At 70.6% G+C, this 20,678-nt stretch carries 17 protein-coding genes; 15 read left to right on the top strand and 2 right to left on the bottom strand.

The window, feature by feature from the left end; all coding sequences use genetic code 11:
• Positions 1–1,284 carry a nucleotide sugar dehydrogenase gene (locus tag CCZ36_RS09785; RefSeq protein ID WP_128817469.1) on the top strand — a complete coding sequence of 428 codons (1,284 nt, stop codon included), beginning with the start codon at positions 1–3 and terminating at the stop codon, positions 1,282–1,284.
• 83 nt (positions 1,285–1,367) lie between these two features.
• On the opposite strand, the gene CCZ36_RS09780 is transcribed toward CCZ36_RS09785, so the two are convergent.
• Positions 1,368–1,964, bottom strand: a complete 597-nt coding sequence (locus CCZ36_RS09780; RefSeq protein ID WP_069736518.1) for an acyltransferase — start codon at positions 1,962–1,964, stop codon at positions 1,368–1,370.
• A gap of 299 nt (positions 1,965–2,263) precedes the next feature.
• Here CCZ36_RS09780 and rplU point away from each other — a divergent pair, with 299 nt between their 5' ends.
• The 12 genes from rplU to CCZ36_RS09720 all read left to right on the top strand — a co-directional run bounded on the left by rplU (position 2,264) and on the right by CCZ36_RS09720 (position 18,473).
• Positions 2,264–2,584 (top strand): 50S ribosomal protein L21, encoded by a 321-nt coding sequence (gene rplU / locus CCZ36_RS09775; RefSeq protein ID WP_006124389.1) that lies wholly within the window; start codon positions 2,264–2,266, stop codon positions 2,582–2,584.
• A gap of 14 nt (positions 2,585–2,598) precedes the next feature.
• Positions 2,599–2,856 (top strand): 50S ribosomal protein L27, encoded by a 258-nt coding sequence (gene rpmA / locus CCZ36_RS09770; protein WP_006124388.1) that lies wholly within the window; start codon positions 2,599–2,601, stop codon positions 2,854–2,856.
• Between the two features lie 157 nt (positions 2,857–3,013).
• Complete coding sequence (gene obgE, locus CCZ36_RS09765) at positions 3,014–4,450, top strand: GTPase ObgE (protein ID WP_069736519.1); 1,437 nt, start codon at positions 3,014–3,016, stop codon at positions 4,448–4,450.
• Positions 4,451–4,804: 354 nt separating this feature from the next.
• Entirely contained in the window at positions 4,805–6,304 is a 1,500-nt protein-coding gene (locus CCZ36_RS09760) for a bifunctional cytidylyltransferase/SDR family oxidoreductase (protein ID WP_069736520.1), read from the top strand.
• A 225-nt stretch (positions 6,305–6,529) separates the two neighbouring features.
• Positions 6,530–8,641, top strand: a complete 2,112-nt coding sequence (locus tag CCZ36_RS09755) for a hypothetical protein (RefSeq protein ID WP_237302619.1) — start codon at positions 6,530–6,532, stop codon at positions 8,639–8,641.
• A 184-nt stretch (positions 8,642–8,825) separates the two neighbouring features.
• Positions 8,826–10,064 carry a glycosyltransferase family 2 protein gene (locus CCZ36_RS09750; protein ID WP_069736522.1) on the top strand — a complete coding sequence of 413 codons (1,239 nt, stop codon included), beginning with the start codon at positions 8,826–8,828 and terminating at the stop codon, positions 10,062–10,064.
• Between the two features lie 216 nt (positions 10,065–10,280).
• Positions 10,281–13,049, top strand: coding sequence for a CDP-glycerol glycerophosphotransferase family protein (locus CCZ36_RS09745; protein WP_069736523.1), 2,769 nt, complete (start codon positions 10,281–10,283; stop codon positions 13,047–13,049).
• Between the two features lie 196 nt (positions 13,050–13,245).
• A complete protein-coding gene (proB, locus tag CCZ36_RS09740) occupies positions 13,246–14,400 on the top strand; it encodes a glutamate 5-kinase (protein WP_237302618.1) in 1,155 nt (384 codons plus the stop codon).
• Between the two features lie 128 nt (positions 14,401–14,528).
• Positions 14,529–15,020, top strand: coding sequence for a hypothetical protein (locus CCZ36_RS09735; RefSeq protein ID WP_069742304.1), 492 nt, complete (start codon positions 14,529–14,531; stop codon positions 15,018–15,020).
• Between the two features lie 104 nt (positions 15,021–15,124).
• Entirely contained in the window at positions 15,125–16,408 is a 1,284-nt protein-coding gene (locus CCZ36_RS09730) for a glutamate-5-semialdehyde dehydrogenase (protein ID WP_128817468.1), read from the top strand.
• Between the two features lie 97 nt (positions 16,409–16,505).
• Positions 16,506–17,090 carry an SCO2584 family spore wall biosynthesis protein gene (locus CCZ36_RS09725; protein ID WP_069736527.1) on the top strand — a complete coding sequence of 195 codons (585 nt, stop codon included), beginning with the start codon at positions 16,506–16,508 and terminating at the stop codon, positions 17,088–17,090.
• 246 nt (positions 17,091–17,336) lie between these two features.
• The gene (locus CCZ36_RS09720) at positions 17,337–18,473 is read left to right on the top strand and encodes an SCO2583 family membrane protein (RefSeq protein WP_128817467.1); all 1,137 of its coding nucleotides are present in this window, start codon (positions 17,337–17,339) and stop codon (positions 18,471–18,473) included.
• Here CCZ36_RS09720 and CCZ36_RS09715 read toward each other — a convergent pair.
• Entirely contained in the window at positions 18,400–19,512 is a 1,113-nt protein-coding gene (locus CCZ36_RS09715) for a M48 family metallopeptidase (protein WP_069736529.1), read from the bottom strand. The two genes, CCZ36_RS09720 and CCZ36_RS09715, sit on opposite strands and share 74 nt — an antisense overlap.
• A 111-nt stretch (positions 19,513–19,623) precedes the next feature.
• On the opposite strand from CCZ36_RS09715, the gene CCZ36_RS34735 reads away from it, so the two are divergent.
• Both CCZ36_RS34735 and nadD read left to right on the top strand, forming a co-directional pair.
• Positions 19,624–19,776, top strand: coding sequence for a hypothetical protein (locus CCZ36_RS34735; RefSeq protein ID WP_164873493.1), 153 nt, complete (start codon positions 19,624–19,626; stop codon positions 19,774–19,776).
• Between the two features lie 283 nt (positions 19,777–20,059).
• Positions 20,060–20,677: a nicotinate-nucleotide adenylyltransferase gene (nadD, locus tag CCZ36_RS09710; RefSeq protein WP_010070672.1), complete on the top strand. Its 618-nt coding sequence runs from the start codon at positions 20,060–20,062 to the stop codon at positions 20,675–20,677.
• Position 20,678 lies beyond the last annotated feature (1 nt).

Raw genomic sequence — 20,678 nt, 5'->3', positions numbered from 1 at the left:
ATGAACATCTGTGTAGTAGCGCTCGGCAAGATCGGGCTTCCGCTCGCCGTGCAGTTCGCCGCCAAGGGCCACAAGGTCATCGGCGCGGACGTCAATGAGAAGGTCGTCGAACTCGTCAACGCGGCCACCGAGCCGTTCCCCGGCGAGCACGACCTGGACGTCAAGCTGAAGGAGACGGTCGGCGCGGGCCTGCTCTCCGCGACGACGGACACCACGGCCGCGGTCGCCGCGTCCGACGCCGTCGTGGTCGTCGTCCCGCTCTTCGTGGACGCCGAGGGCACCCCGGACTTCGGCTGGATGGACGCCGCCACCAAGGCCATCGCGGCCGGCCTGAAGCCCGGCACCCTGGTCAGCTACGAGACCACGCTGCCGGTCGGCACCACCCGTACCCGCTGGGCGCCGATGCTGGCCGAGGGTTCGGGCCTCACCCCCGGTGAGGACTTCCACCTGGTCTTCTCGCCGGAGCGGGTGCTCACCGGCCGGGTCTTCGCCGACCTGCGCCGCTACCCCAAGCTCGTCGGCGGCATCGACGAGGCGTCCTCGGCCGCGGGTGTCGCCTTCTACGAGGCCGTTCTCGACTTCGACGAGCGCGAGGACCTCTCCCGCCCGAACGGCGTCTGGGACCTCGGTACGGCCGAGGCCTCCGAGCTGGCGAAGCTCGCCGAGACCACCTACCGCGATGTCAACATCGGTCTGGCCAACCAGTTCGCCCGGTTCGCCGACCGAAACGACATCGACGTCAAGAAGGTCATCGAGGCCTGCAACAGCCAGCCCTACAGCCACATCCACCAGCCCGGCATCGCCGTGGGCGGCCACTGCATCCCGATCTACCCGCGGATGTACCTGTGGAACGACCCGGAGGCGACCGTCGTGCGTTCGGCCCGCGAGGCCAACGCCGCGATGCCCGCCTACGCCGTGGATCTGCTGGCCGCCGCCTACGGCGACCTGGACGGCGCCGGGGTCGTGGTGCTGGGCGCGGCCTACCGCGGCGGCGTCAAGGAGACCGCGTTCTCCGGTGTCTTCGGCGTCGTCGAGGCGCTGAAGGCACGGGGCGCGGTGCCGTTCGTCTCGGACCCGATGTACACCCCGGAGGAGCTGACCGCGCTGGGCCTCGTCCCGCACGAGGGCCAGGCCGTCACCGCCGCGATCCTCCAGGCCGACCACGCCGAGTACCGCGAGCTGTCCGCCACCGACCTCCCGGACGTCCGCGTCCTGGTCGACGGCCGCCGCACGACGGACCCGGCCAACTGGGCGGGCGTGCGCCGCGTCGTCATCGGCGGCTGAGCCGTCCCGGCAGACGGTGAGGGCGGGCGTCCGACCGGACGCCCGCCCTCACCGTCTGCCCCGCGATTTCGCGGAGGTGCATCTCAACGCTCGGACAGCACGCCGTCCTTCTCGTCGTACAGCGTCCCGTTCTGCGGGCACTCCCACACGCCCGGCTCGTCCGGCCGCTCGGTCAGGCGCACTCCGGTCCGTCCGACCCAGCCGATCTGCCGCGCGGGCACGCCGACGACCAGGGCGAAGTCGGGCACGTCCTTGGTCACCACCGCGCCGGCCGCGACCATCGCCCACCGGCCGATACGGACCGGCGCGACGCAGACCGAGCGGGCTCCGAGCGAGGCGCCGTCGGCGACCTTCACGCCGACCGCCTCCCAGTCGCCGCCTCGCTTCTGCTTGCCGTCCGGGTCGACTGACCGCGGGTTGTGGTCGTTCGTGAGGACGACGGCGGGGCCGACGAAGACGCCGTCGCCGAGCTCGGCGGGCTCGTACACGAGGGCGTAGTTCTGCAGCTTCACGTTGTCGCCGATGCGCACGCCGGTGCCGACGTACGCGCCGCGGCCGACGACGCAGCCCTCGCCGAGCCTCGCTCCCTCACGGATCTGCGCCAGCTCCCAGACACTGGAGCCGTCCCCGATCTCGGCGGTCTCGTCGACCTGGGCGGTGGGCTGGACCCTGTAGTTCACGGCATGCCTTTCGGAGAGCTGATGCGCCCGGAAAGCATAAGGCGGGCGGTTCGCCGGCCCCGGGCCGCGGGCCCGCCTCCCGTCCCTCGAGCCCGGTTTGACCCCCACACCCCGGCCCCGTAACCTTGACCCTCGGTGTGTTTCCGTACGCACCTACCCCTGAGCACATCCCTCCCGGTAACGGTCGGTGTTCGCGCCGACGCCAGGAGAGGCCGCTCATCCTTCCGGATCGACACGGGCCCCGGCCCGTGCGGGCGGCTGGCATCAGGGGTTCCGTTCCGAGCGAGAGAGAGATCCGCGTGTACGCCATCGTGCGCAGCGGTGGTCGCCAGCACAAGGTTGCTGTCGGCGACATCGTTGAGGTTGACAAGATTTCCACTGCCAAGGTTGGCGACACGGTCGAGCTCTCGACCCTGCTCGTTGTCGACGGTGACTCGGTCACCAGCGACCCGTGGGTGCTGGACGGCATCAAGGTCACGGCCGAGATCGTGGACCACCACAAGGGCGCGAAGATCGACATCCTTCGCTACAAGAACAAGACCGGCTACCGCCGCCGCCAGGGTCACCGCCAGCAGTACACGGCGATCAAGGTCACCGGTATCCCCACGGCTGCGAAGTAAGGGACTGAGAACACATGGCACACAAGAAGGGCGCATCGTCCACTCGGAACGGGCGCGATTCCAATGCTCAGCGGCTCGGCGTGAAGCGCTTCGGCGGTCAGGCCGTCAACGCCGGTGAGATCCTGGTCCGCCAGCGCGGCACCCACTTCCACCCCGGCGCGGGCGTCGGCCGTGGCGGCGACGACACGCTGTTCGCGCTGACCGCCGGTGCGGTGGAGTTCGGCACGCACCGCGGCCGCAAGGTCGTGAACATCGTTCCGCTCGCCGTCTGAGTCCTCTCGACGCGCGCAGAACGACACACAGCACCTTCCGAGGGCGGATCTCAGCTTTCCCGGCGAACGGGGAAGCGGGTCCGCCCTCGGCGTGTTACGACAGAGACAACTCCGCATTTTCCGCTGTACCTGCACCTGTTACCTGGAGGCACCCACCATGACCACCTTCGTGGACCGCGTCGAGCTGCATGCCGCCGCGGGTAACGGAGGCCACGGCTGCGCCTCCGTACACCGTGAGAAGTTCAAGCCGCTGGGCGGCCCCGACGGGGGCAACGGCGGACGCGGCGGCGACGTGATCCTCGTCGTCGAGCAGTCCGTGACCACGCTGCTCGACTACCACCACCACCCCCACCGCAAGGCCACCAACGGCCAGCCCGGCGCCGGCGACAACCGCTCCGGCAAGGACGGCCAGGACCTGGTCCTGCCCGTCCCCGACGGCACCGTCGTCCTCGACAAGGCCGGGAACGTCCTCGCCGACCTCATCGGCCAGGGCACCACCTTCGTGGCCGGTCAGGGCGGCCGTGGCGGCCTCGGTAACGCCGCGCTGGCCTCGGCCCGCCGCAAGGCCCCCGGCTTCGCGCTGCTCGGCGAGCCGGGCGAGAGCCGGGACATCGTCCTGGAGCTCAAGACCGTCGCCGACGTGGCGCTCGTCGGCTACCCGAGCGCGGGCAAGTCCTCGCTGATCTCGGTGCTCTCCGCGGCCAAGCCGAAGATCGCGGACTACCCGTTCACCACCCTCGTACCGAACCTGGGCGTCGTCACCGCCGGTTCGACCGTCTACACCATCGCCGACGTCCCGGGCCTCATCCCCGGCGCCAGCCAGGGCAAGGGCCTCGGCCTGGAGTTCCTGCGCCACGTCGAGCGCTGCTCGGTGCTCGTGCACGTCCTGGACACCGCCACCCTGGAGTCCGACCGCGACCCCGTCTCCGACCTCGACATCATCGAGGAGGAGCTGCGCCAGTACGGCGGGCTGGAGGACCGGCCCCGCATCGTCGCCCTCAACAAGGTCGACATCCCCGACGGCCAGGACCTCGCCGACATGATCCGCCCCGACCTGGAGGCCCGCGGCTACCGCGTCTTCGAGGTCTCCGCGATCGCCCACAAGGGCCTCAACGAGCTGAGCTACGCGCTCGCCGGGATCATCGCCGAGGCGCGGGCCACCAAGCCGAAGGAGGAGGCGACCCGCATCGTCATCCGCCCCAAGGCCGTCGACGACGCGGGCTTCACGGTCACCGCCGAGGGCGAGGACCTCTACCGGGTGCGCGGCGAGAAGCCCGAGCGCTGGGTGCGCCAGACCGACTTCAACAACGACGAGGCCGTCGGCTACCTCGCCGACCGGCTCAGCCGCCTCGGCGTCGAGGACGAACTCGTCAAGGCGGGCGCCCGGGCCGGCGACGGCGTCGCGATCGGCCCCGAGGACAACGCGGTCGTCTTCGACTGGGAGCCGACCATGCAGGCCGGCGCGGAGATGCTCGGCCGCCGCGGCGAGGACCACCGCATGGAGGCACCGCGCCCCGCCGCGCAGCGCCGCAAGGACCGTGAGGCCGAACGCGACGACGCCCAGAAGGAATACGACGAGTTCGACCCCTTCTAGCCGACGGGCCCGACCCGTCCCCGCCCCGAGGTCGCCCCTCTTCAGGGGTGCTCTCTCCGGTCACCGCCAACGGCCCGTCTCTGCGGAGGCGGGCCGTCCGGTAGCCTCGGGGCCGGGCATCGGAGGATTTCCGCCGGTCACGCCAGGTGAACGTGCTGCAGATGTGCGGATTGAGCAACACATCTGTGGGGTCGGTCACCCCGGGTATCACCCCGGCAGCGCCCAACCTCCCTGGCCAGAGGGTGAACTGCGGGTATCCGCAGGGCGAGCGACGGGCAGCGTCCACCTTGCGAGACGGTCACGGAGAGTGCGACCATCACACTGTTCCCCCTGTCATAGCAAGGTAGGTCGTCTGTGTCTGTGCCGCATGAAGCCAAGCCCCGGACCACAGCGGTCGTGCTCGCCGGTGGGACCGGCCAGCGCGTGGGCCTCTCGATCCCCAAGCAGCTGCTGAAGATCGCCGGCAAGGCCGTCATCGAGCACACGCTGACCATCTTCGAGAACGCCGAGGGCATCGACGACGTCATCGTGCTGATGGCGCCCGGTTTCGTCCCCGACGTCGAGAAGATCGTCGCGAAGGCCGGACTGGCCAAGGTCACTCGGATCATCGAGGGCGGCAACACCCGCAACGAGACCACCGAGCGCGCCATCGCGGCCCTCGGCGAGGGCCTCGCCGAGGGCGAGGACCGCAACGTCCTCTTCCATGACGCGGTCCGCCCCCTGCTGTCACAGCGTGTGATCAAGGATTGTGTCGACGCGCTGGAGCGCTACCAGGCCGTCGACGTCGCCATCCCGTCCGCGGACACGATCATCGTGACCCGTACGCACGGTGAGGACGGCGAGTTCATCACCGACGTGCCCGACCGCTCCCGGCTGCGCCGCGGCCAGACGCCGCAGGCCTTCAAGCTCTCCACGATCCGCAAGGCCTACGAGGTCGCGGCGGGGGACCCCAACTTCCAGGCCACCGACGACTGCTCGGTGGTCCTCAAGTACCTTCCCGACGTGCCGATCTACGTGGTCGCGGGCGACGAGTACAACATGAAGGTGACGCAGCCGGTCGACGTCTTCATCACCGACAAGCTCTTCCAGCTGGCCTCCACCGCCGCCCCGCGCCAGGCCGACGAGGCCGCCTACCGCGAGCTGCTCACGGGCAAGACCCTTGTCGTCTTCGGCGGTTCGTACGGCATCGGCGCCGACATCGCCGCCCTCGCCGAGAGCTACGGCGCGAAGGTCTACGCGCTGGGCCGCTCCACCACGGGGACGCACGTCGAGAACCCGGAGCACGTGGACGACGCGCTCTCGAAGGCGTACGGCGAGACCGGCCGCATCGACTACGTCATCAACACCGCGGGCGTGCTGCGGATCGGCAAGCTGGCCGAGACCGACAACACGACGATCCAGGAAGCGCTGAACGTCAACTACCTGGCACCCGTGCAGATCGCCCGCGCCTCGTACAAGTACCTGGCGGAGACCCAGGGCCAGTTGCTGCTCTACACCTCCAGCAGCTACACCCGGGGCCGTGCCGAGTACAGCCTCTACTCCTCCACCAAGGCCGCCATGGTCAACCTCACCCAGGCGCTGGCCGACGAGTGGGCGGGCGAGGGCATCCGGGTCAACTGCGTGAACCCGGAGCGCACCGCGACCCCGATGCGGACCAAGGCGTTCGGCCAGGAGCCCGAGGGTTCGCTGCTCTCCTCGGAGGCTGTGGCGCGCACCTCGCTGGACGTCCTGCTCTCCGAGCTGACCGGCCACGTCATCGACGTGCGGCAGCAGGATCCGACGGCGGGTGCCGCCGAGTCCTCGGGCTTCGAGCAGGCCCTGGCCTCGGTGCTGGACCGTCAAGCAGATGTGTAATAATTCCTGACAAAAGTGCTTTTCCGGGCCTCTGTCATCGCTTTGCGTGATGACAGAGGCCCGAATGCGTGAAGCCGCACCTTCACATTTCCGCCAATACGTGAATCAACCGGCACCCCCTGGAGCAGGTTCTTCGTGATCTCGACAGCCATTCGCCTGGCCCGTGTGGGCAGCAGGTCGGAACTGGTGGCAGCGTTGATGATGGGGCTGGGATATCCCTGCGTCATGCTTGCCGCGCTCACTCCCCACATCTGGTTCTTCGCGGCGGCCACCGCTGTCACCTATGCCGCCGACTGGTATCTGCACCACCGGGGGAGCTACCTGATCAACCGCCTGGGCAAGGTGCGGGCCGGGCTGTCGATCCGCTTCCTGCTCCGGCAGCTGATGGTCATCCTGCTGCTGGCCCGCATGGATCTCGCCGAGTCGCCGCTGTTCTACGGGGCGGTGGCCTGCTTCCTGCTCTTCTACGGTCTCCAGGCACCGCACGGAGCCCTCGCGACCCTGATCCGGCTCCGCCGCACCATGCCGGTGGTCACCCGCAACGTGGACCTGCACGCCGTCCGCATCCCCGACGCCCCACCCGGCGCGCTGATGCGGCGGTCCGCGGAGAAGATGCTGCACCTCGACATTCCGGCCGTGGTGGGCGTGCTGATCGCTGCCGGGACCGGGGAGGACGTCATCGGCTATGCGGGCATCGGCCTGACGCTGCTGCTGGCCCTGCTCTACCTCGCTCTGCTCCTCCCGTACGGGCGCCGCAGCCGGCTGGCTCCTCCGGCCCCTGTCGTGCTCAAGGCCGTCGACAGCTGGCTGCGTGAGTACCAGCCGACCGTGGTGCTCTACTTCTCCGGCTCCAACGAGTCCGCCTACCAGGGCAACATGTGGCTGGAGACCATGAGCCGGGTCGAGGGGCGCCCGCTGATCATCATGCGGGAGCGCGGTCTCGTCCCCCAGCTCGCCGAGACCTCGGTCCCGGTGATCTGCGTTCCGGCGGGGACCCACCTGATGAATCTGGACCTTTCCACGGTCCGGGTCTGCCTCTACCCCGCGAACGTGGGCAAGAACATCCACATCCTGCGCGTTCCGACCATGAAGCACGTCTTCATCGGTCACGGCGACAGCGACAAGCTCGCCAGTGTGAACCCCTACTCCAAGGTGTACGACGAGGTGTGGACGGCCGGCCGGGCCGGCCGCGACCGTTACGCCCTGGCCGATGTGGGGGTCCGCGACGAGGACATCGTCGAGGTCGGGCGCCCGCAGCTGGAGCCCATCAAGAGCTGGACGGGCGCCGTCAAGAACCCCATCCCGACCGTGCTGTACGCGCCCACCTGGGAGGGCTGGGACGACAACCCGGGCAACACCTCCCTGCTCCTGGCGGGCGAGAACATCGTGCGCCGGCTGCTGAAGGCCGCCGACCCGGTCCGGATCATCTACAAGCCGCACCCTTTCACCGGCATCCGCAGCGCCAAGGCCAAGGCCGTCGACGCCCGGATCCGGGCGATGCTGGAGAAGGCCGCCGCCGAGCGCGCGTCGGAGCCCCGCTGGGCGAAGGAAGCCTCCTCGGCCGCTGCCGGGCAGAGCGCCGCCAAGGCCGAGATCGCCCGGATCGAGGCGCGGCTCGCGCAGCTCGCCGCCACCGGCCGCTCGGGCGGCGACGACGCGGAGGAGTCACGGCTCTCGCTCGCCGACCCGGTCCGCGAGGCGGAGACCGCACGGCTGAGAACCGAGTGGAACGACGCCTACTGGCGCTCGTTCGGCTGGTGGGAGCACCGTACGGTGACCGGCGCGCAGCCCAGGCTGTACGACTGCTTCAACGAGTCCGACGCCATGGTTTCGGACATCTCCAGCGTGGTTTCCGACTTCATCGCGAGTGGGAAGCCGTACGCGGTCACCGACTCGGCCGCACTGGGAGCCGAGGAGTTCAAGCGGCAGAACACCGCGGTGCGCGCCGCGGTCATCCTCTCCAACGGCGCCGAGGAGCTGGACGGGCTGCTGGCCGCAGTGGCCGACCCGGCGGCGGACACACTGGCGGATGCCCGTCGTGAGCTGAAGACCTACCTCCTGGGGCCGGACGAGCCGACCTCCATGGAGCGGTTCAACGCTGCCGTACGGGCGCTGGCGGCCAAGGCCGAGGCCCGTAACGCGGCCGTCACCCAGCGGATCGGTGAGCAGGCCGTTGCGGTGCCGGACGCGGAGGCCGCCACCAGTGGCGCCGGGACCGGCGATCCGCAGGCGGCCGCCGAGGCCGACGCCACCGCAGACCCGGACGTCCTGGAGGCCGACGCGGCGGAGGACGAGGCGCGGGCCGCTCTCACCGAGGGGTCCCCGGCTGTTCACTGAGCGCGTCCTGTCGCACATGCACGCGCCGCACTTCTGATCGAACTGACTGAAAAGCAGGCAACCCCGATCGCGACCCGTACGTCTCTCCTGAGGGAGGGATGTACGGGTCGTTCGGTGTGTTAATGCATGAAAGGTGCGTAGCCGGGCAATCTTCCTCCTTTCGTGATCCAATCGACAGGTGCACATGGCCGACATGCCCAGGAAGAACCACGAGCCCGACGTCAGTGTGATCATCGGGGCGTATGACGCGATGCCCTACCTGGTCCGGTGCCTGGAGTCCGTCGAGGCGCAGACCATCGGGGCGGACCGCATGGAGATCGTCGCCGTCGACGACGGTTCCACCGACGGCACGGGCGCCTTCCTGGAGGAGTTCGCCGCCCGGACCGAGATCCCCATGAGAGTCGTCCGGCAGCCGAACTCCGGCGGGCCCAGCGGCCCGCGCAATCGCGGCCTCGGCCTCGCCCGCGGCCGGTACGTCTTCTTCCTCGACGCGGACGACTATTTCGGCGAGGAGGCCCTGGAACGCATGGTCGCCATGGGGGACAGGGCGGGCACGGACGTGGTGCTCGGGAAGATCGTCGGAGTCAATCGCGGTGCCGCGAAGTCGATGTGGAAAGAGACCGTCGAGCGCGCCGACCTGTTCTCCTCCAACATCAAGTTCACCCTGAGCGCGCAGAAACTGTTCCGGCGTGACCTCCTGGTACGTCTCGGCATGGCCTTCGACGAGAAGCTCAAGACGGGCGAGGACGCCCTGTTCACGATGGAGGCGTACCTGCGCGGCAACGGCGTCTCCGTCGTCGCCGACTACACCTGCTACTACCTCGTCGGCCGCGAGGACCGCAACCAGATGACCAAGAAGGGCGGCTACACCCGCCGCTTCGACTCGGCCCGCGCCCTCATGGGGCTCATCGCCGAGCACGTGCCCCCGGGCCCTCGGCGCGACGCCTTGATGGTGCGCCCCTTCGTCATCACCCTGCTGCCGCAGTTCGGTCCCGGGCTGGTGAAGCAGAAGCCCGAGGTCCGCGAGCGGAAGATGGCACTCGCGGCTCCCCTGATGAAGGCGTACTGGACGCCGGAGCTCGGGCGCCACCTCAAGGTGGACGAACGGCTGCGGCTGATGTGCATCGCCGAGGGCCGGCTCGACCTGCTCCTGGACATCGCCGCCTTCCTGCGCGACAAGAAGGAGCCCGAGACCGTCCGCCGGGGGAACCCGCCCCGTACGCACCTGGCCTACCCGCACTTCGGCGAGAGCTCCGTGCTCCCCGACAGCGCCTACGAGGTGACCGTCACGGAATGGGTCGGCGGACGGCGGATCGAGGCGCCGCGGAACAAGCCCCGTCCGTCCTTCGCCCGGCGCGTGGTCCGCAAGGCCCGCCGGTCCGTCCTCAGCGCCCTGCGCGCCCCCCGCGCACACCGCGTCTGACCGGGCGTTCGAGGGCTCGCGGGGCTTCCTCGCCGGGCTCCGGGTCAGCCCTCGAACGCCTCTTCGTGTCCCCGGTGCCGACCGGGGCGAGTTCGTCCTGTGAGAGGTGTCACGCCATACTGTGGGGCAACCATGAGACGGTTGGAGACGTCTCATTAACGCCCCGTCTCCCAGGGGTTCATCATCTGCACGTCCCCCCGGAAAGGCCTTCCCCCCGTGGCGTCCCTCGAAGCGATCCCCGACGAGCTCAGTCGGCTCATGAAGTACTTCCCGGAGACTCCGGTCGAGGAGCGCCCCGAATTCCACCGGGCGGCCAAGGACTTCCTGGAACGGGCGGCCCCGAAGGTCGTACGGCAGTTCTCCCCGATGGCCCGGGTCAAGTGGCACCTGGCGGCCAGCGGGCGCGGCGACGAACTGGTCGACCTGCTGCACTACGAGCGCGAGAACCCGGGAGCCTTCTCCGTCCGCGGCCTGCGGCGCGCCCGCATCGAGCTGCCCGGCGTCGAAAGCTCCTCGCTCCCCTCCTCCGTGCGCAACTTCAACCGCAGCGAGCTCCCCGTACGCGGCAAGCTCCTCGGCCTCGCCTGGGAGGACGGCAAGCTCCAGATCAAGGGCTACGCCTACATCCCCAACGTTCCCTCGGCCTCCGGCAAGCGCTCGCTGCGCGTCGCCGTGCTCCGCCGCCAGGGCAGCCGCTCCACCCTCCCGCTACGGCTGCGCACGGTCGAGGAGCCCCGCGCCACCGCCGAGGCCAAGGGCGCCCAGCACAACTACGACTGGTCCGGCTTCGAGATCGCCGTCGACCCCTCCCGCCTCCGGGTACGCGGCCAGTGGCAGCCCGGCACCTGGCGCCTGGGCATCGGCATCCCGCGCCCCGGCGGCATGTCCGTCGGCAGCATCACCAAGAACAACGCGGGCGCTGCCGGACACAGCCTCACCCGGACCCTCGACGACGGCGTCCGCCTCGTCGCCGGCTTCGACCGCAACCGGCTGAGACTGTCCGTGGACGTCGTACCGGCAGAGATCATCGCCCAGGATGCGGACGGCGACACCCTCACCGTCACCCTGCGCTCCCGCGTCACCGCCCCCGCGGGCAAGTACCCCACCGCCCTGCGCATCGACCACGAGCCCAGCGGCTTCGCCACCGACCTGCCGCTCCAGCAGGGCGAGACCGGCGCCGACGGCTGGCTCCGCCACACCGCCCGGCTGCCCTTGGCCGATCTGCCCGTCGACGGTGTACGGCCCGGCAAGGCCGTCAAGTACCGCACGCTCATCGTCTTCGCCGACGGCACCACCCGCCGCGCCACCAACGGCACCGACCCCGTCACCGGCGTGCACCCGCTGCCCGAGGGCCGAGAGCTGGCGATCCTCACCGACGGCGCCGGCAACTTCACCCCGCAGGTCCGCACGGTCCAGCCGGTCGTCGACGGCGTCGAGTGGAGCGCCGACGGCGAGCTCGTCCTCTCCGGCGTCTACACCGGCCCCGCCGAGCAGATGAAGATGGTCCTGCGCCACACCGGCCGCAACGAGGACCGCCCGCTGCCCGTCGAGTTCGCCGACGGCCGCTTCACCGCCCGGCTGCGCCCGGACACCATGCCCACCTACGAGGGCACCGTCCCGCTGCGCGCCGGCCGGTGGATGCCGCGGCTGCGCCGCACCACCGAGTGGGACCACACCCGCGACCTGCCCGTCACCGTCCGCCCCGACCTCGTCGGTACGCTCCCGCTGGCCCACCGGGGCGAGCACCGCACGTACACCGTCGAGCGGGTCGACTTCGACCGGATCTTCGTGGAGTCCGGCCCGGTCCTCGGCCCGGAGCTGCGCGGCGCCTACCGCCAGCGCCTGATGCGCGACGTCTACACCCCCGAACAGCGCAAGCTGCCGCTGCGCGAGGCCGTGCTCTACAACAGCTTCGGCGGCAAGCAGTTCTCCGACTCGCCCCGCGCGGTCTACGAGGAGCTCAAGCGCCGCGGCACCGAGGTCGAACACATCGCGATGGTCCACGACCAGCAGGTCGTGCTGCCGCCCGGCGTCCGAGGCGTCGAGTGGGGCAGCAAGGAGTGGTACGAGGCGCTGGCCCGGAGCCGGTACGTCGTCACCAACGGCGGTATTCGCGAGTGGTTCGTCCGCCGCGAGGGCCAGGTCGTCGTCCAGACCTGGCACGGCACCCCGCTCAAGCGCATCGGCGCCGACCTCCTCGGCACCCCCAAGGCGAATTTGGCCTACATCGCGAGCCTCCCGCAGCGCTCGCGCCAGTACAGCCTGTTCATCACGCCGAACGCCTTCACCACCCCGATCATGACCAACGCCTTCCGCCTCCAGTGCGAGGTCCTGGAGGCGGGCTACCCGCGCAACGACGTCTTCCACGCCCCCGACCGCGTCAAGCGCGCCGCGGCCGTCCGGGAGAAGCTCGGCATCCCCGCCGACAAGAAGGTCGTCCTGTACGCACCCACCTGGCGCGACGACCAGCGCTACGGCGGACGCCGCTTCAAGCTCGACAACCGGATCGACGTCGAGGCCGCCCAGCGCGAGCTCGGCGAGGACCACGTGCTGCTCTACCGCAAGCACCACAAGGTCCTCGACTCCATCCCCGGGGCCGGACAGGGCTTCGTCTACGACGTCACGTACTACCCGGACATCGCCGACCTCTACCTGATCGCCGACGTGATGATCACGGACTACTCCTCGGTGCTGTTCGACTTCGCGCACTCCGGGCGTCCGATGCTCTTCTTCACGTACGACCTGGAGCACTACCGCGACACCCTGCGCGGCTTCTACTTCGACTTCACCTCCCGCGCCCCCGGGCCGCTGATCAAGACCTCCGAGGACCTGGTCTCCGCGATCCGGAACATCGACGCGGTCAGCGAGGAGTACAAGGAGAAGTACGCCCAGTTCCGGGTCGACTTCTGCGAGCCCTCCGACGGCCGCGCCGCCGCCCGGGTCGTCGACCGGATGCTCGCCGTCAACGACGAGCTGCGGGGCTGAGCCCACCGGCCGCCCCCGCCGCCCGCCCGCACCCCGCCCATCGGACGCCCCGCCCTCTGAGGCCTGTCGTCCACCGAGCGGAACGGGCAGGCGGCGGGGGCGGCCGCTCGCGTACTGTGACGTGCCGGGGGCGGCGCCGGCCGACAGGTTCCGACGCCCTCATCGGACACCGGGGCGATCCAGAGCGAGGAAGCACGTGGCAGAGCAGAGGCCGTCGCACCGAGAGGCGGCGGTGACCACAGCCCGCAGAGTCGTCGTCAAGGTCGGCTCCTCCTCGCTCACCACGGCCTCCGGCGGCCTCGACGCCGACCGGGTCGACGCCCTCGTCGACGTCCTGGCCAAGGTCAGGGACGGCGGCGAACGCGAGGTCGTCCTCGTCTCCAGCGGAGCCATCGCCGCCGGACTCGCCCCGCTCGGCCTTGTCCGCCGGCCCAAGGACCTGGCCCGCCAGCAGGCCGCCGCCAGCGTCGGACAGGGCCTCCTCGTGGCCCGCTACACCGCCTCGTTCGCCCGCTACGGCGTCCGCGTCGGGCAGGTGCTCCTCACCGCCGACGACACCAGCCGCCGCGGCCACTACCGCAACGCCTACAGCACCCTGGACAAGCTCCTGGAGATGGGCGCCGTCCCCGTCGTCAACGAGAACGACACCGTCGCCACCGACGAGATCCGCTTCGGCGACAACGACCGGCTGGCCGCCCTCGTCGCCCACCTCGTCCACGCCGACCTCCTCGTCCTGCTCTCCGACGTGGACGGCCTCTACGACGGACCGCCCGGCACCCCCGGCGCCTCCCGGATCGCCGAGGTCACCGGCCCCGCCGACCTGGCCGGCGTCACCATCGGCAGCGCCGGGAAGGCGGGCGTGGGCACCGGCGGCATGGTCACCAAGGTCGAGGCCGCCAACATCGCCACCGCCGCCGGCGTCCCCGTCGTCCTCACCTCCGCCAGCCGCGCCGCCGACGCCCTCGCGGGCCGCGACACCGGCACGTACTTCCACCGCACCGGCCGCCGCTCCGCCGACCGGCTCCTGTGGCTGGCCCACGCCTCCACCCCGCAGGGCGCGCTGACCCTCGACGACGGCGCCGTACGGGCCGTCGTGGAGCGGCGCACCTCGCTGCTGCCCGCCGGGATCTCCGCCGTCGAAGGCGAGTTCAGCGCCGGCGACCCGGTCGAACTGCGCGACCCGCACGGCACCCCGGTCGCCCGCGGACTCGTCAACTTCGACGCCAAGGAGATCCCCCAGCTGCTCGGCCGCTCCACCCGGGACCTGGCCCGCGAACTGGGTCCCGCCTACGAGCGCGAGGTCGTACACAGGGACGATCTGGTCCTTCTCACGCCGCGCCTCACCCCCTGAAACGGCCGAAAGTCCGGCTCTTCGGCGGGGACCTTCACCAAAACCACCCCACACCCGGCTGTGGACTGGTCCACTTTGTAGTGGGGAAACAGGGGAACCGCACAGCAACACATCACAGGAGGCCGCCGGTGAGACGAGTGCGCCCGGGGGCGCCGCCCCGAGGCACGGCCAACCGTGCCCTGACGAGTGTCGGAGCGAGGGCGGATCTCGACCGGAATCCCCTTCCGTCGGACACCGCCGAACGGGAGCCGGTCACGAGGGCGAAGGAGGAGCCCCCGCAGTCGAGACTCTGGCACATCACCCTCAGCGTGTCGGGCACCGAGACTCCGCTCGCGGAGATCAGACGCGGACTGGAACAGCTCGCGCACGACCATCCCTTCCTGCTGACCAGCCGTTACGCGGGCGACCACGCGGAGATCCGCTACTGGGAAGAGGCCCGCGACCTGCACGACGCGGCCGCCGTCGCGCTGCGGCTGTGGGGCGAGCACCGCTCCACGGCCCAGCTCCCGCCCTGGGAGATCGTCGGCCTCGAAGTCATCGACCGCGAGACCTATCACCTGCGGGTCGCGGAGGGCTACGGGCCGCCGCCCGCAGCCCCCGTGGGCGTCCACCCCTACTGACGGCCGCCCCAGGGGTCCCGGGGGAGGCGTCCGACCCGCGGTCGGCCGTCTCGCATCACGGGATACGTGACGGATGCCCGCAGAGTGCGCATTACTCTGCGGGCATGACCACGCTCTCGCCCTACGACAACCTCTCCCCGGTCACGCAGGCCGCCTACCGGGCCCGCGCCGCCGCCGCCGACATCGCGCCCCTGCCGCGCGCGGCCAAGGACGACGCGCTGCTGGCCATCGCCGACGCCCTGGAAGTGCGGACCGCCGAGATCGTCGAGGCCAACGCGCAGGACGTCGAGCGCGCCCGCCAGGCCGGGACGAGCGAAGGCATCATCGACCGCCTCACCCTCACCCCGGACCGCATCCGCGCCATCGCCGCCGACGTACGGGACGTCGCGGCCCTCCCCGACCCGGTCGGCGAAGTGGTGCGCGGCTCGACCCTGCCCAACGGCATCGACCTCCGCCAGGTCCGGGTCCCCCTCGGGGTGGTCGGCATCATCTACGAGGCCCGGCCCAACGTCACCGTCGACGCCGCCGCCCTCTGCCTGAAGTCCGGCAACGCGGTCCTGCTGCGCGGCTCCTCCTCCGCATACGCCTCCAACACCGCGCTCGTCCGCGTCCTGCGCGACGCGGTCGGCGGGTCCGGCCTCCCCGCCGACGCGGTGCAGCTCGTCCCCGGCGAGAGCCGTGACTCCGTCACCGAGCTGATGCGGGCCCGCGGCCTCGTCGACGTCCTCATTCCGCGCGGCGGCGCCTCGCTGATCCGCACGGTCGTCGAGCAGTCCACCGTCCCCGTCATCGAGACCGGCACCGGCAACTGCCACGTCTACGTCGACGCGCGGACGGACCTGGCCATGGCCGTCGACATCCTGATCAACTCCAAGGCCCAGCGCCCCAGCGTCTGCAACGCGGCCGAGACCCTGCTCGTCCACAAGGACGTGGCGGACGACTTCCTGCCGCTCGCTCTGGACGCGCTGGCCGAGGCCGGGGTCACCGTCCACGGCGACGAGCGCGTCCTGGAGCGTGCCGAGGGCTCCAAGGCCACCGTGGTCCCGGCGACGACGGAGGACTGGGAGACCGAGTACCTCTCCTACGACATCGCGGCGGCGGTCGTCGACTCCCTGGACGCGGCGGTCGCCCACATCCGGCTCTGGTCCTCCGGCCACACCGAGGCGATCGTCACCACCTCGCAGGCCGCCGCCCGCCGGTTCACCCAATTGGTTGATTCGACCACGGTCGCCGTGAACGCCTCCACCCGCTTCACGGACGGCGGACAGTTCGGCTTCGGCGCCGAGATCGGCATCTCCACCCAGAAGCTGCACGCCCGCGGCCCGATGGGCCTGCCCGAGCTGACCTCGACGAAGTACATCGTCACGGGTGACGGACACACCCGCTAGCGAGCCCCGCCGCCGCCGCGGTCGCCCCCTCCGTAGCGATCCGGGGGAGTTTGCGGGGTCCCTGCCCAAAAGGTCCCGGCCGGGCTACGCTGAAACCGTGCCGGACGACGTGGGGGGCAAGCCGTTTCCTGACGGCTGGGAGCCCGACGACGACCGCGGGGGCGCGGACGAGGACTTCGCCTCCGTGGTGTTCGACGAGGACTTCGTCCGGTCGGCGCCCGTCCACGAACCCACCGCCGTGGAGCGCCTGCTCGCCGCCGCCGAGGCCCGTGCCGAGGCCGATGCGGCCCGCGCCCGCCGCAGCCGGCGCACGGACGACGACGCGTACGGCCGCCGCGGCGGCTCCCGGGGCTACCACGACCCCCAGGACCTCGACTACGACCCGGACGACGGCGTCGGGGACCTCGACGGCTCCGGGCCCTACGGCCGCCACGGCGGCTCCCTGCGCCCCTACCGCAACTCCGCCCGCTGGCACCGGCCGGTCGCCTGGCTGCTCGCCGTGGTGATGGGCGTCGGCATGGTCTCCCTCGCCTTCACCGCGGTCTACCGGGGCGCGTCGAACAACCGCCAGGACCAGGTGCCGCCCCCCGCCAGCAGTGGTGTGGACAAGCCCGGTGCCGCCCCGTCGGCGTCCGCCGACTACTCCCGCCCCGTGGTCTCCGCCGAACCACGGGTGCCCTGAGCCCGGCGCCGGGCTCAGGACGGGCAGCCCGCGAGGGCCCCGGCCCCTCCCGTCACCCGTTCGCCGACGGTGGCCCCGCAGCCGCGCACTTCCCGGCCGTCTCCGCGTTTACACGGACCGCAATCGACCTACCCTGAAGATGTGACCCCTCGTTCCCAGGGGGGCTTCTCGCTGCCGCACGCCCCGCTCGGCCGAAGCAGACCGTTGCGCACCGAACCGACTGGTGTGGAGATCGGGAGAGAAGTCATGACAGGCCGCTCAGAACCGCCGGACGGCCCGCCCGAGAACCCCGCGGGCGGCGATGACGAATACCGCTCGCTCGTCTTCGACGAATCGTTCATCCAGGCTGCCCGGATGCGGGAGTACTCGGCACAGGAACGGATGGGCGACCACGCCCGCGCCGTCCGCACCCTGCCCGAGGAGCCCGCCCCCGTTCGCGGGGGAGGCGGCTCCCGGGCCGCCATAGCCCTGGTCGTCCTCATCGCCCTGGCCTTCGCCGTGGCCGTCTACATCGGATTCCGCAGCCCGTATCCCCAGCCGGCCCCCCGCCGCGCCGAACCCCTGCGGACCACCGTCGTCCCCCTGGCCCCCCGGGGCGCCGTACCGGGCGGATCACCCGAGCAGCTGTACCGGGCCGAGCCGCTCTCCGGATTCCGCACGGGCGCGGAGGGCATCAACTTCCCGGCCGTGAAGCGCACCCAGAACTTCTCCGACAGCCAGATCACCGCCGCGCTCGCCACGGTCAAGGACTACCTGGTGGAGTCGTCCCTCAACCCCGACGTCCTCACCGGCTCCGTACGCCGCCCGGTCGAGCACCTCCTCGACCCGGACCAGCGCCCCCAGTTCGAACGGAGTCTGAGCGACCCGGCGGACGACGGGAGCCACGCCGCCACCGGCTGGCTCGTCCGCTTCGACCCGGAGCGGGTGGAGCTCGCGGACCCGCAGATCCGGGTCCAGGGCACCCTCCGCTACGAGGAGGAGGGGGCGGGCGTCCTCGGTGTCGTCTCGGACCACACCTTCACCTACGCCCTGCGACCGGCGGACGGACCCCCGCGCAAGGACGGCGCGTCCCTCTTCACCGTGCGGCGCGAACTGCACTTCCGCTTCGACCGGGAGGACCTGCGACTGCATCGCCTGGAGGTGCGCACCGCCCAGGTCCAGGCCGGGCCGCAGTCCTGCTCGGCCGACGCGACCGGGATGCTCCGCCCCCTCCTGGCCGGGGAGAAGGCGGACGCCCGCGGCCCGGCCGCCACCGACCCGTACGCCTCCGGCCCACCTACGGCGGCCCTGTGCGGGACTCTGGCAGCCGTCAGCCCTTCGACGGCCCCGAGCTCCCTTCCTCCGGGTCCTGAGGCCGACCGGACGTCCCGCCCCCGCCCGTAGCGGAGGAGCCGCCGGAGCCGCCGCCGGTGAACTTGTCGCGCAGCTTGCCGCCGAGGTCTCCCGCGCCCCCGGCGATGTCGCCCACCAGCTTCATCAGCGGGTCCTTGCTGGTGCGGACCGTGTCCGCATAGTGCGACGCGGACTCCCGGAACGAGTCGGTCACCGAGGTGTCCTTGTCCTCGTCCCGCCTGGGGTAGTGGCCGTCCATGATCCGCTGGAACTCGCGGGTCTCCGACCACTTCCTCAGCTCGGCGGCCCGCACGGCGGTGAACGGGTGCGTCCGGGGCAGCACATTGAGGATCTTGAGCACGGAGTCGCGGAGATCGCCGCTCTTCTCGTACTCGTCGGCCTGGGCGAGGAAGGCGTCCACGTTCATCTCGTGGAGGTGGTTGCCTCCCGCGATCTTCATCAGACCGCGCATCGAGGCCTGGGGGTCCTGGCCCACCAGCAGCCCGGCCCGGTCCGCCGACAGCTCCGACTTGCGGAACCACTCGCGCAGCGCCGTCACGATGGCCATGATCGCCACATTGCCCAGCGGGATCCAGGCGACCTTCACGGCGAGGTTGGTCAGGAAGAGCAGAATCGTGCGGTACACCGAGTGACCGGAGAGCGCGTGGCCCACCTCGTGGCCCACCACCGCCCGCATCTCCTCCTCGTCGAGCAGCTCGACCAGGCCCGTGGTGACCACGATGATCGGCTCGTCCATCCCGATGCACATGGCGTTGGGCTGCGGGTCCTGCTTCACATACATCGGCGGGACCTTCTCCAGGTCCAGGATGTAACACGCGTCGCGCAGCATGTCGTTGAGATGGGCGAACTGCGCGTCGCTCACGCGGACCGAATCGGAGAGGAAGAGCAGCCGCAGGCTCCGCTCCGGGAGCAGCCCGCTGAGCGCCTTGAACACGGTGTCGAACCCGGTCAGCTTGCGCAGGGCGACCAGGGCCGAGCGGTCGGCGGGGTGCTCATAGGCCCGGGAGGAGATCCCGGGGAATCGCCGGCGCTGCCTGCTCGGCACGTTCTCGTGACTGTTTTCGGTCATGGATGGCCCCCTGTTCGTACGAGACGTTGCTCGTCCCCCGGACAAATGCCAGCGTATGCGCTGGCGCTACGGTGTGCGGGGGGCTGTGGATAACTTTGAGGAGCGCCCGACATGCCGCACACCGCCGTACTGCTCGCCGCCGCGTCCCAGGAGCAGGGACCGGGCGGCACCCTCCGGATCGTGCTGCTCGTCTCGATCCTCGGAGCGGTGCTGCTCGCCTGGTTCCTGCTGCGTGGATACCGCAACGACGACAACAACGACTGAGTCGCCGTGAGCGTGCCCGAGGGTCACGCATACGATGGCCCCGACGTCTTCCTTCCGACTCACGATCGATAGGTCCTGCCGAAGATGAGCCTCATGAGCACCACACACCAGCTGGTCACTCTCGCCTCCGGGGGCGAGGGCGGCGGCAACCACGAAAGCCTCAACCCCTACCTCGTCGGCGCCGGGCCTTCGTCGCGCTGATGCTGCTTCTGTTCATCACCATCAGCTTCAACCGCGACCGCTGAGCCGGAGGCGCACAGCTGTGCCAGTAGGCTCTGCACGCATGGGAGAGCAGGAAGTGCCTACCGGCCCCGACAAGCGCCGTATCGGCGTGATGGGCGGGACGTTCGACCCGATCCACCATGGACACCTGGTGGCGGCCAGTGAAGTGGCCGCCCAGTTCCATCTGGACGAGGTCGTCTTCGTCCCGACCGGGCAGCCGTGGCAGAAGAGCCACAAGAAGGTCTCCCCGGCCGAGGACCGCTATCTGATGACGGTCATCGCCACCGCGTCCAACCCGCAGTTCTCCGTCAGCCGCAGTGACATCGACCGTGGCGGACCGACGTACACCATCGATACGCTGCGGGACCTGCGCGAGGTCCACGGCGACGCGGACCTCTTCTTCATCACCGGCGCCGACGCGTTGTCCCAGATCCTCACCTGGCGCGACGCGGAGGAGCTGTTCTCGCTCTCCCACTTCATCGGTGTGACCCGCCCGGGTCACGTGCTCACGGACGACGGACTGCCCGAGGGCGGTGTCTCCCTCGTGGAGGTGCCCGCGCTGGCGATCTCGTCCACGGACTGCCGTGAGAGGGTCGCGCAGGGGGAGCCGGTCTGGTACCTGGTGCCGGACGGCGTGGTCCGCTACATCGACAAGCGCCAGCTGTACCGCGGCGAGTGAG

Source organism: Streptomyces sp. S063, from assembly GCF_002832675.1.
Lineage (GTDB): Bacteria > Actinomycetota > Actinomycetes > Streptomycetales > Streptomycetaceae > Streptomyces > Streptomyces sindenensis.
This window is presented reverse-complemented; position numbering and strand designations above follow the sequence as displayed.

Bases quoted from the DNA above. Each gene is read 5' to 3' on its own strand.
- rpmA (WP_006124388.1), top strand. From the start codon at position 2,599: ATGGCACACAAGAAGGGCGCATCGTCCACTCGGAACGGGCGCGATTCC.
- obgE (WP_069736519.1), top strand. From the start codon at position 3,014: ATGACCACCTTCGTGGACCGCGTCGAGCTGCATGCCGCCGCGGGTAAC.
- CCZ36_RS09785 (WP_128817469.1), top strand. From the start codon at position 1: ATGAACATCTGTGTAGTAGCGCTCGGCAAGATCGGGCTTCCGCTCGCC.
- CCZ36_RS09715 (WP_069736529.1), bottom strand. From the start codon at position 19,512: ATGACCGAAAACAGTCACGAGAACGTGCCGAGCAGGCAGCGCCGGCGA.
- CCZ36_RS09750 (WP_069736522.1), top strand. From the start codon at position 8,826: ATGGCCGACATGCCCAGGAAGAACCACGAGCCCGACGTCAGTGTGATC.
- CCZ36_RS09730 (WP_128817468.1), top strand. From the start codon at position 15,125: ATGACCACGCTCTCGCCCTACGACAACCTCTCCCCGGTCACGCAGGCC.
- CCZ36_RS09755 (WP_237302619.1), top strand. From the start codon at position 6,530: ATGCTTGCCGCGCTCACTCCCCACATCTGGTTCTTCGCGGCGGCCACC.
- CCZ36_RS34735 (WP_164873493.1), top strand. From the start codon at position 19,624: ATGCCGCACACCGCCGTACTGCTCGCCGCCGCGTCCCAGGAGCAGGGA.
- nadD (WP_010070672.1), top strand. From the start codon at position 20,060: ATGGGAGAGCAGGAAGTGCCTACCGGCCCCGACAAGCGCCGTATCGGC.
- CCZ36_RS09720 (WP_128817467.1), top strand. From the start codon at position 17,337: ATGACAGGCCGCTCAGAACCGCCGGACGGCCCGCCCGAGAACCCCGCG.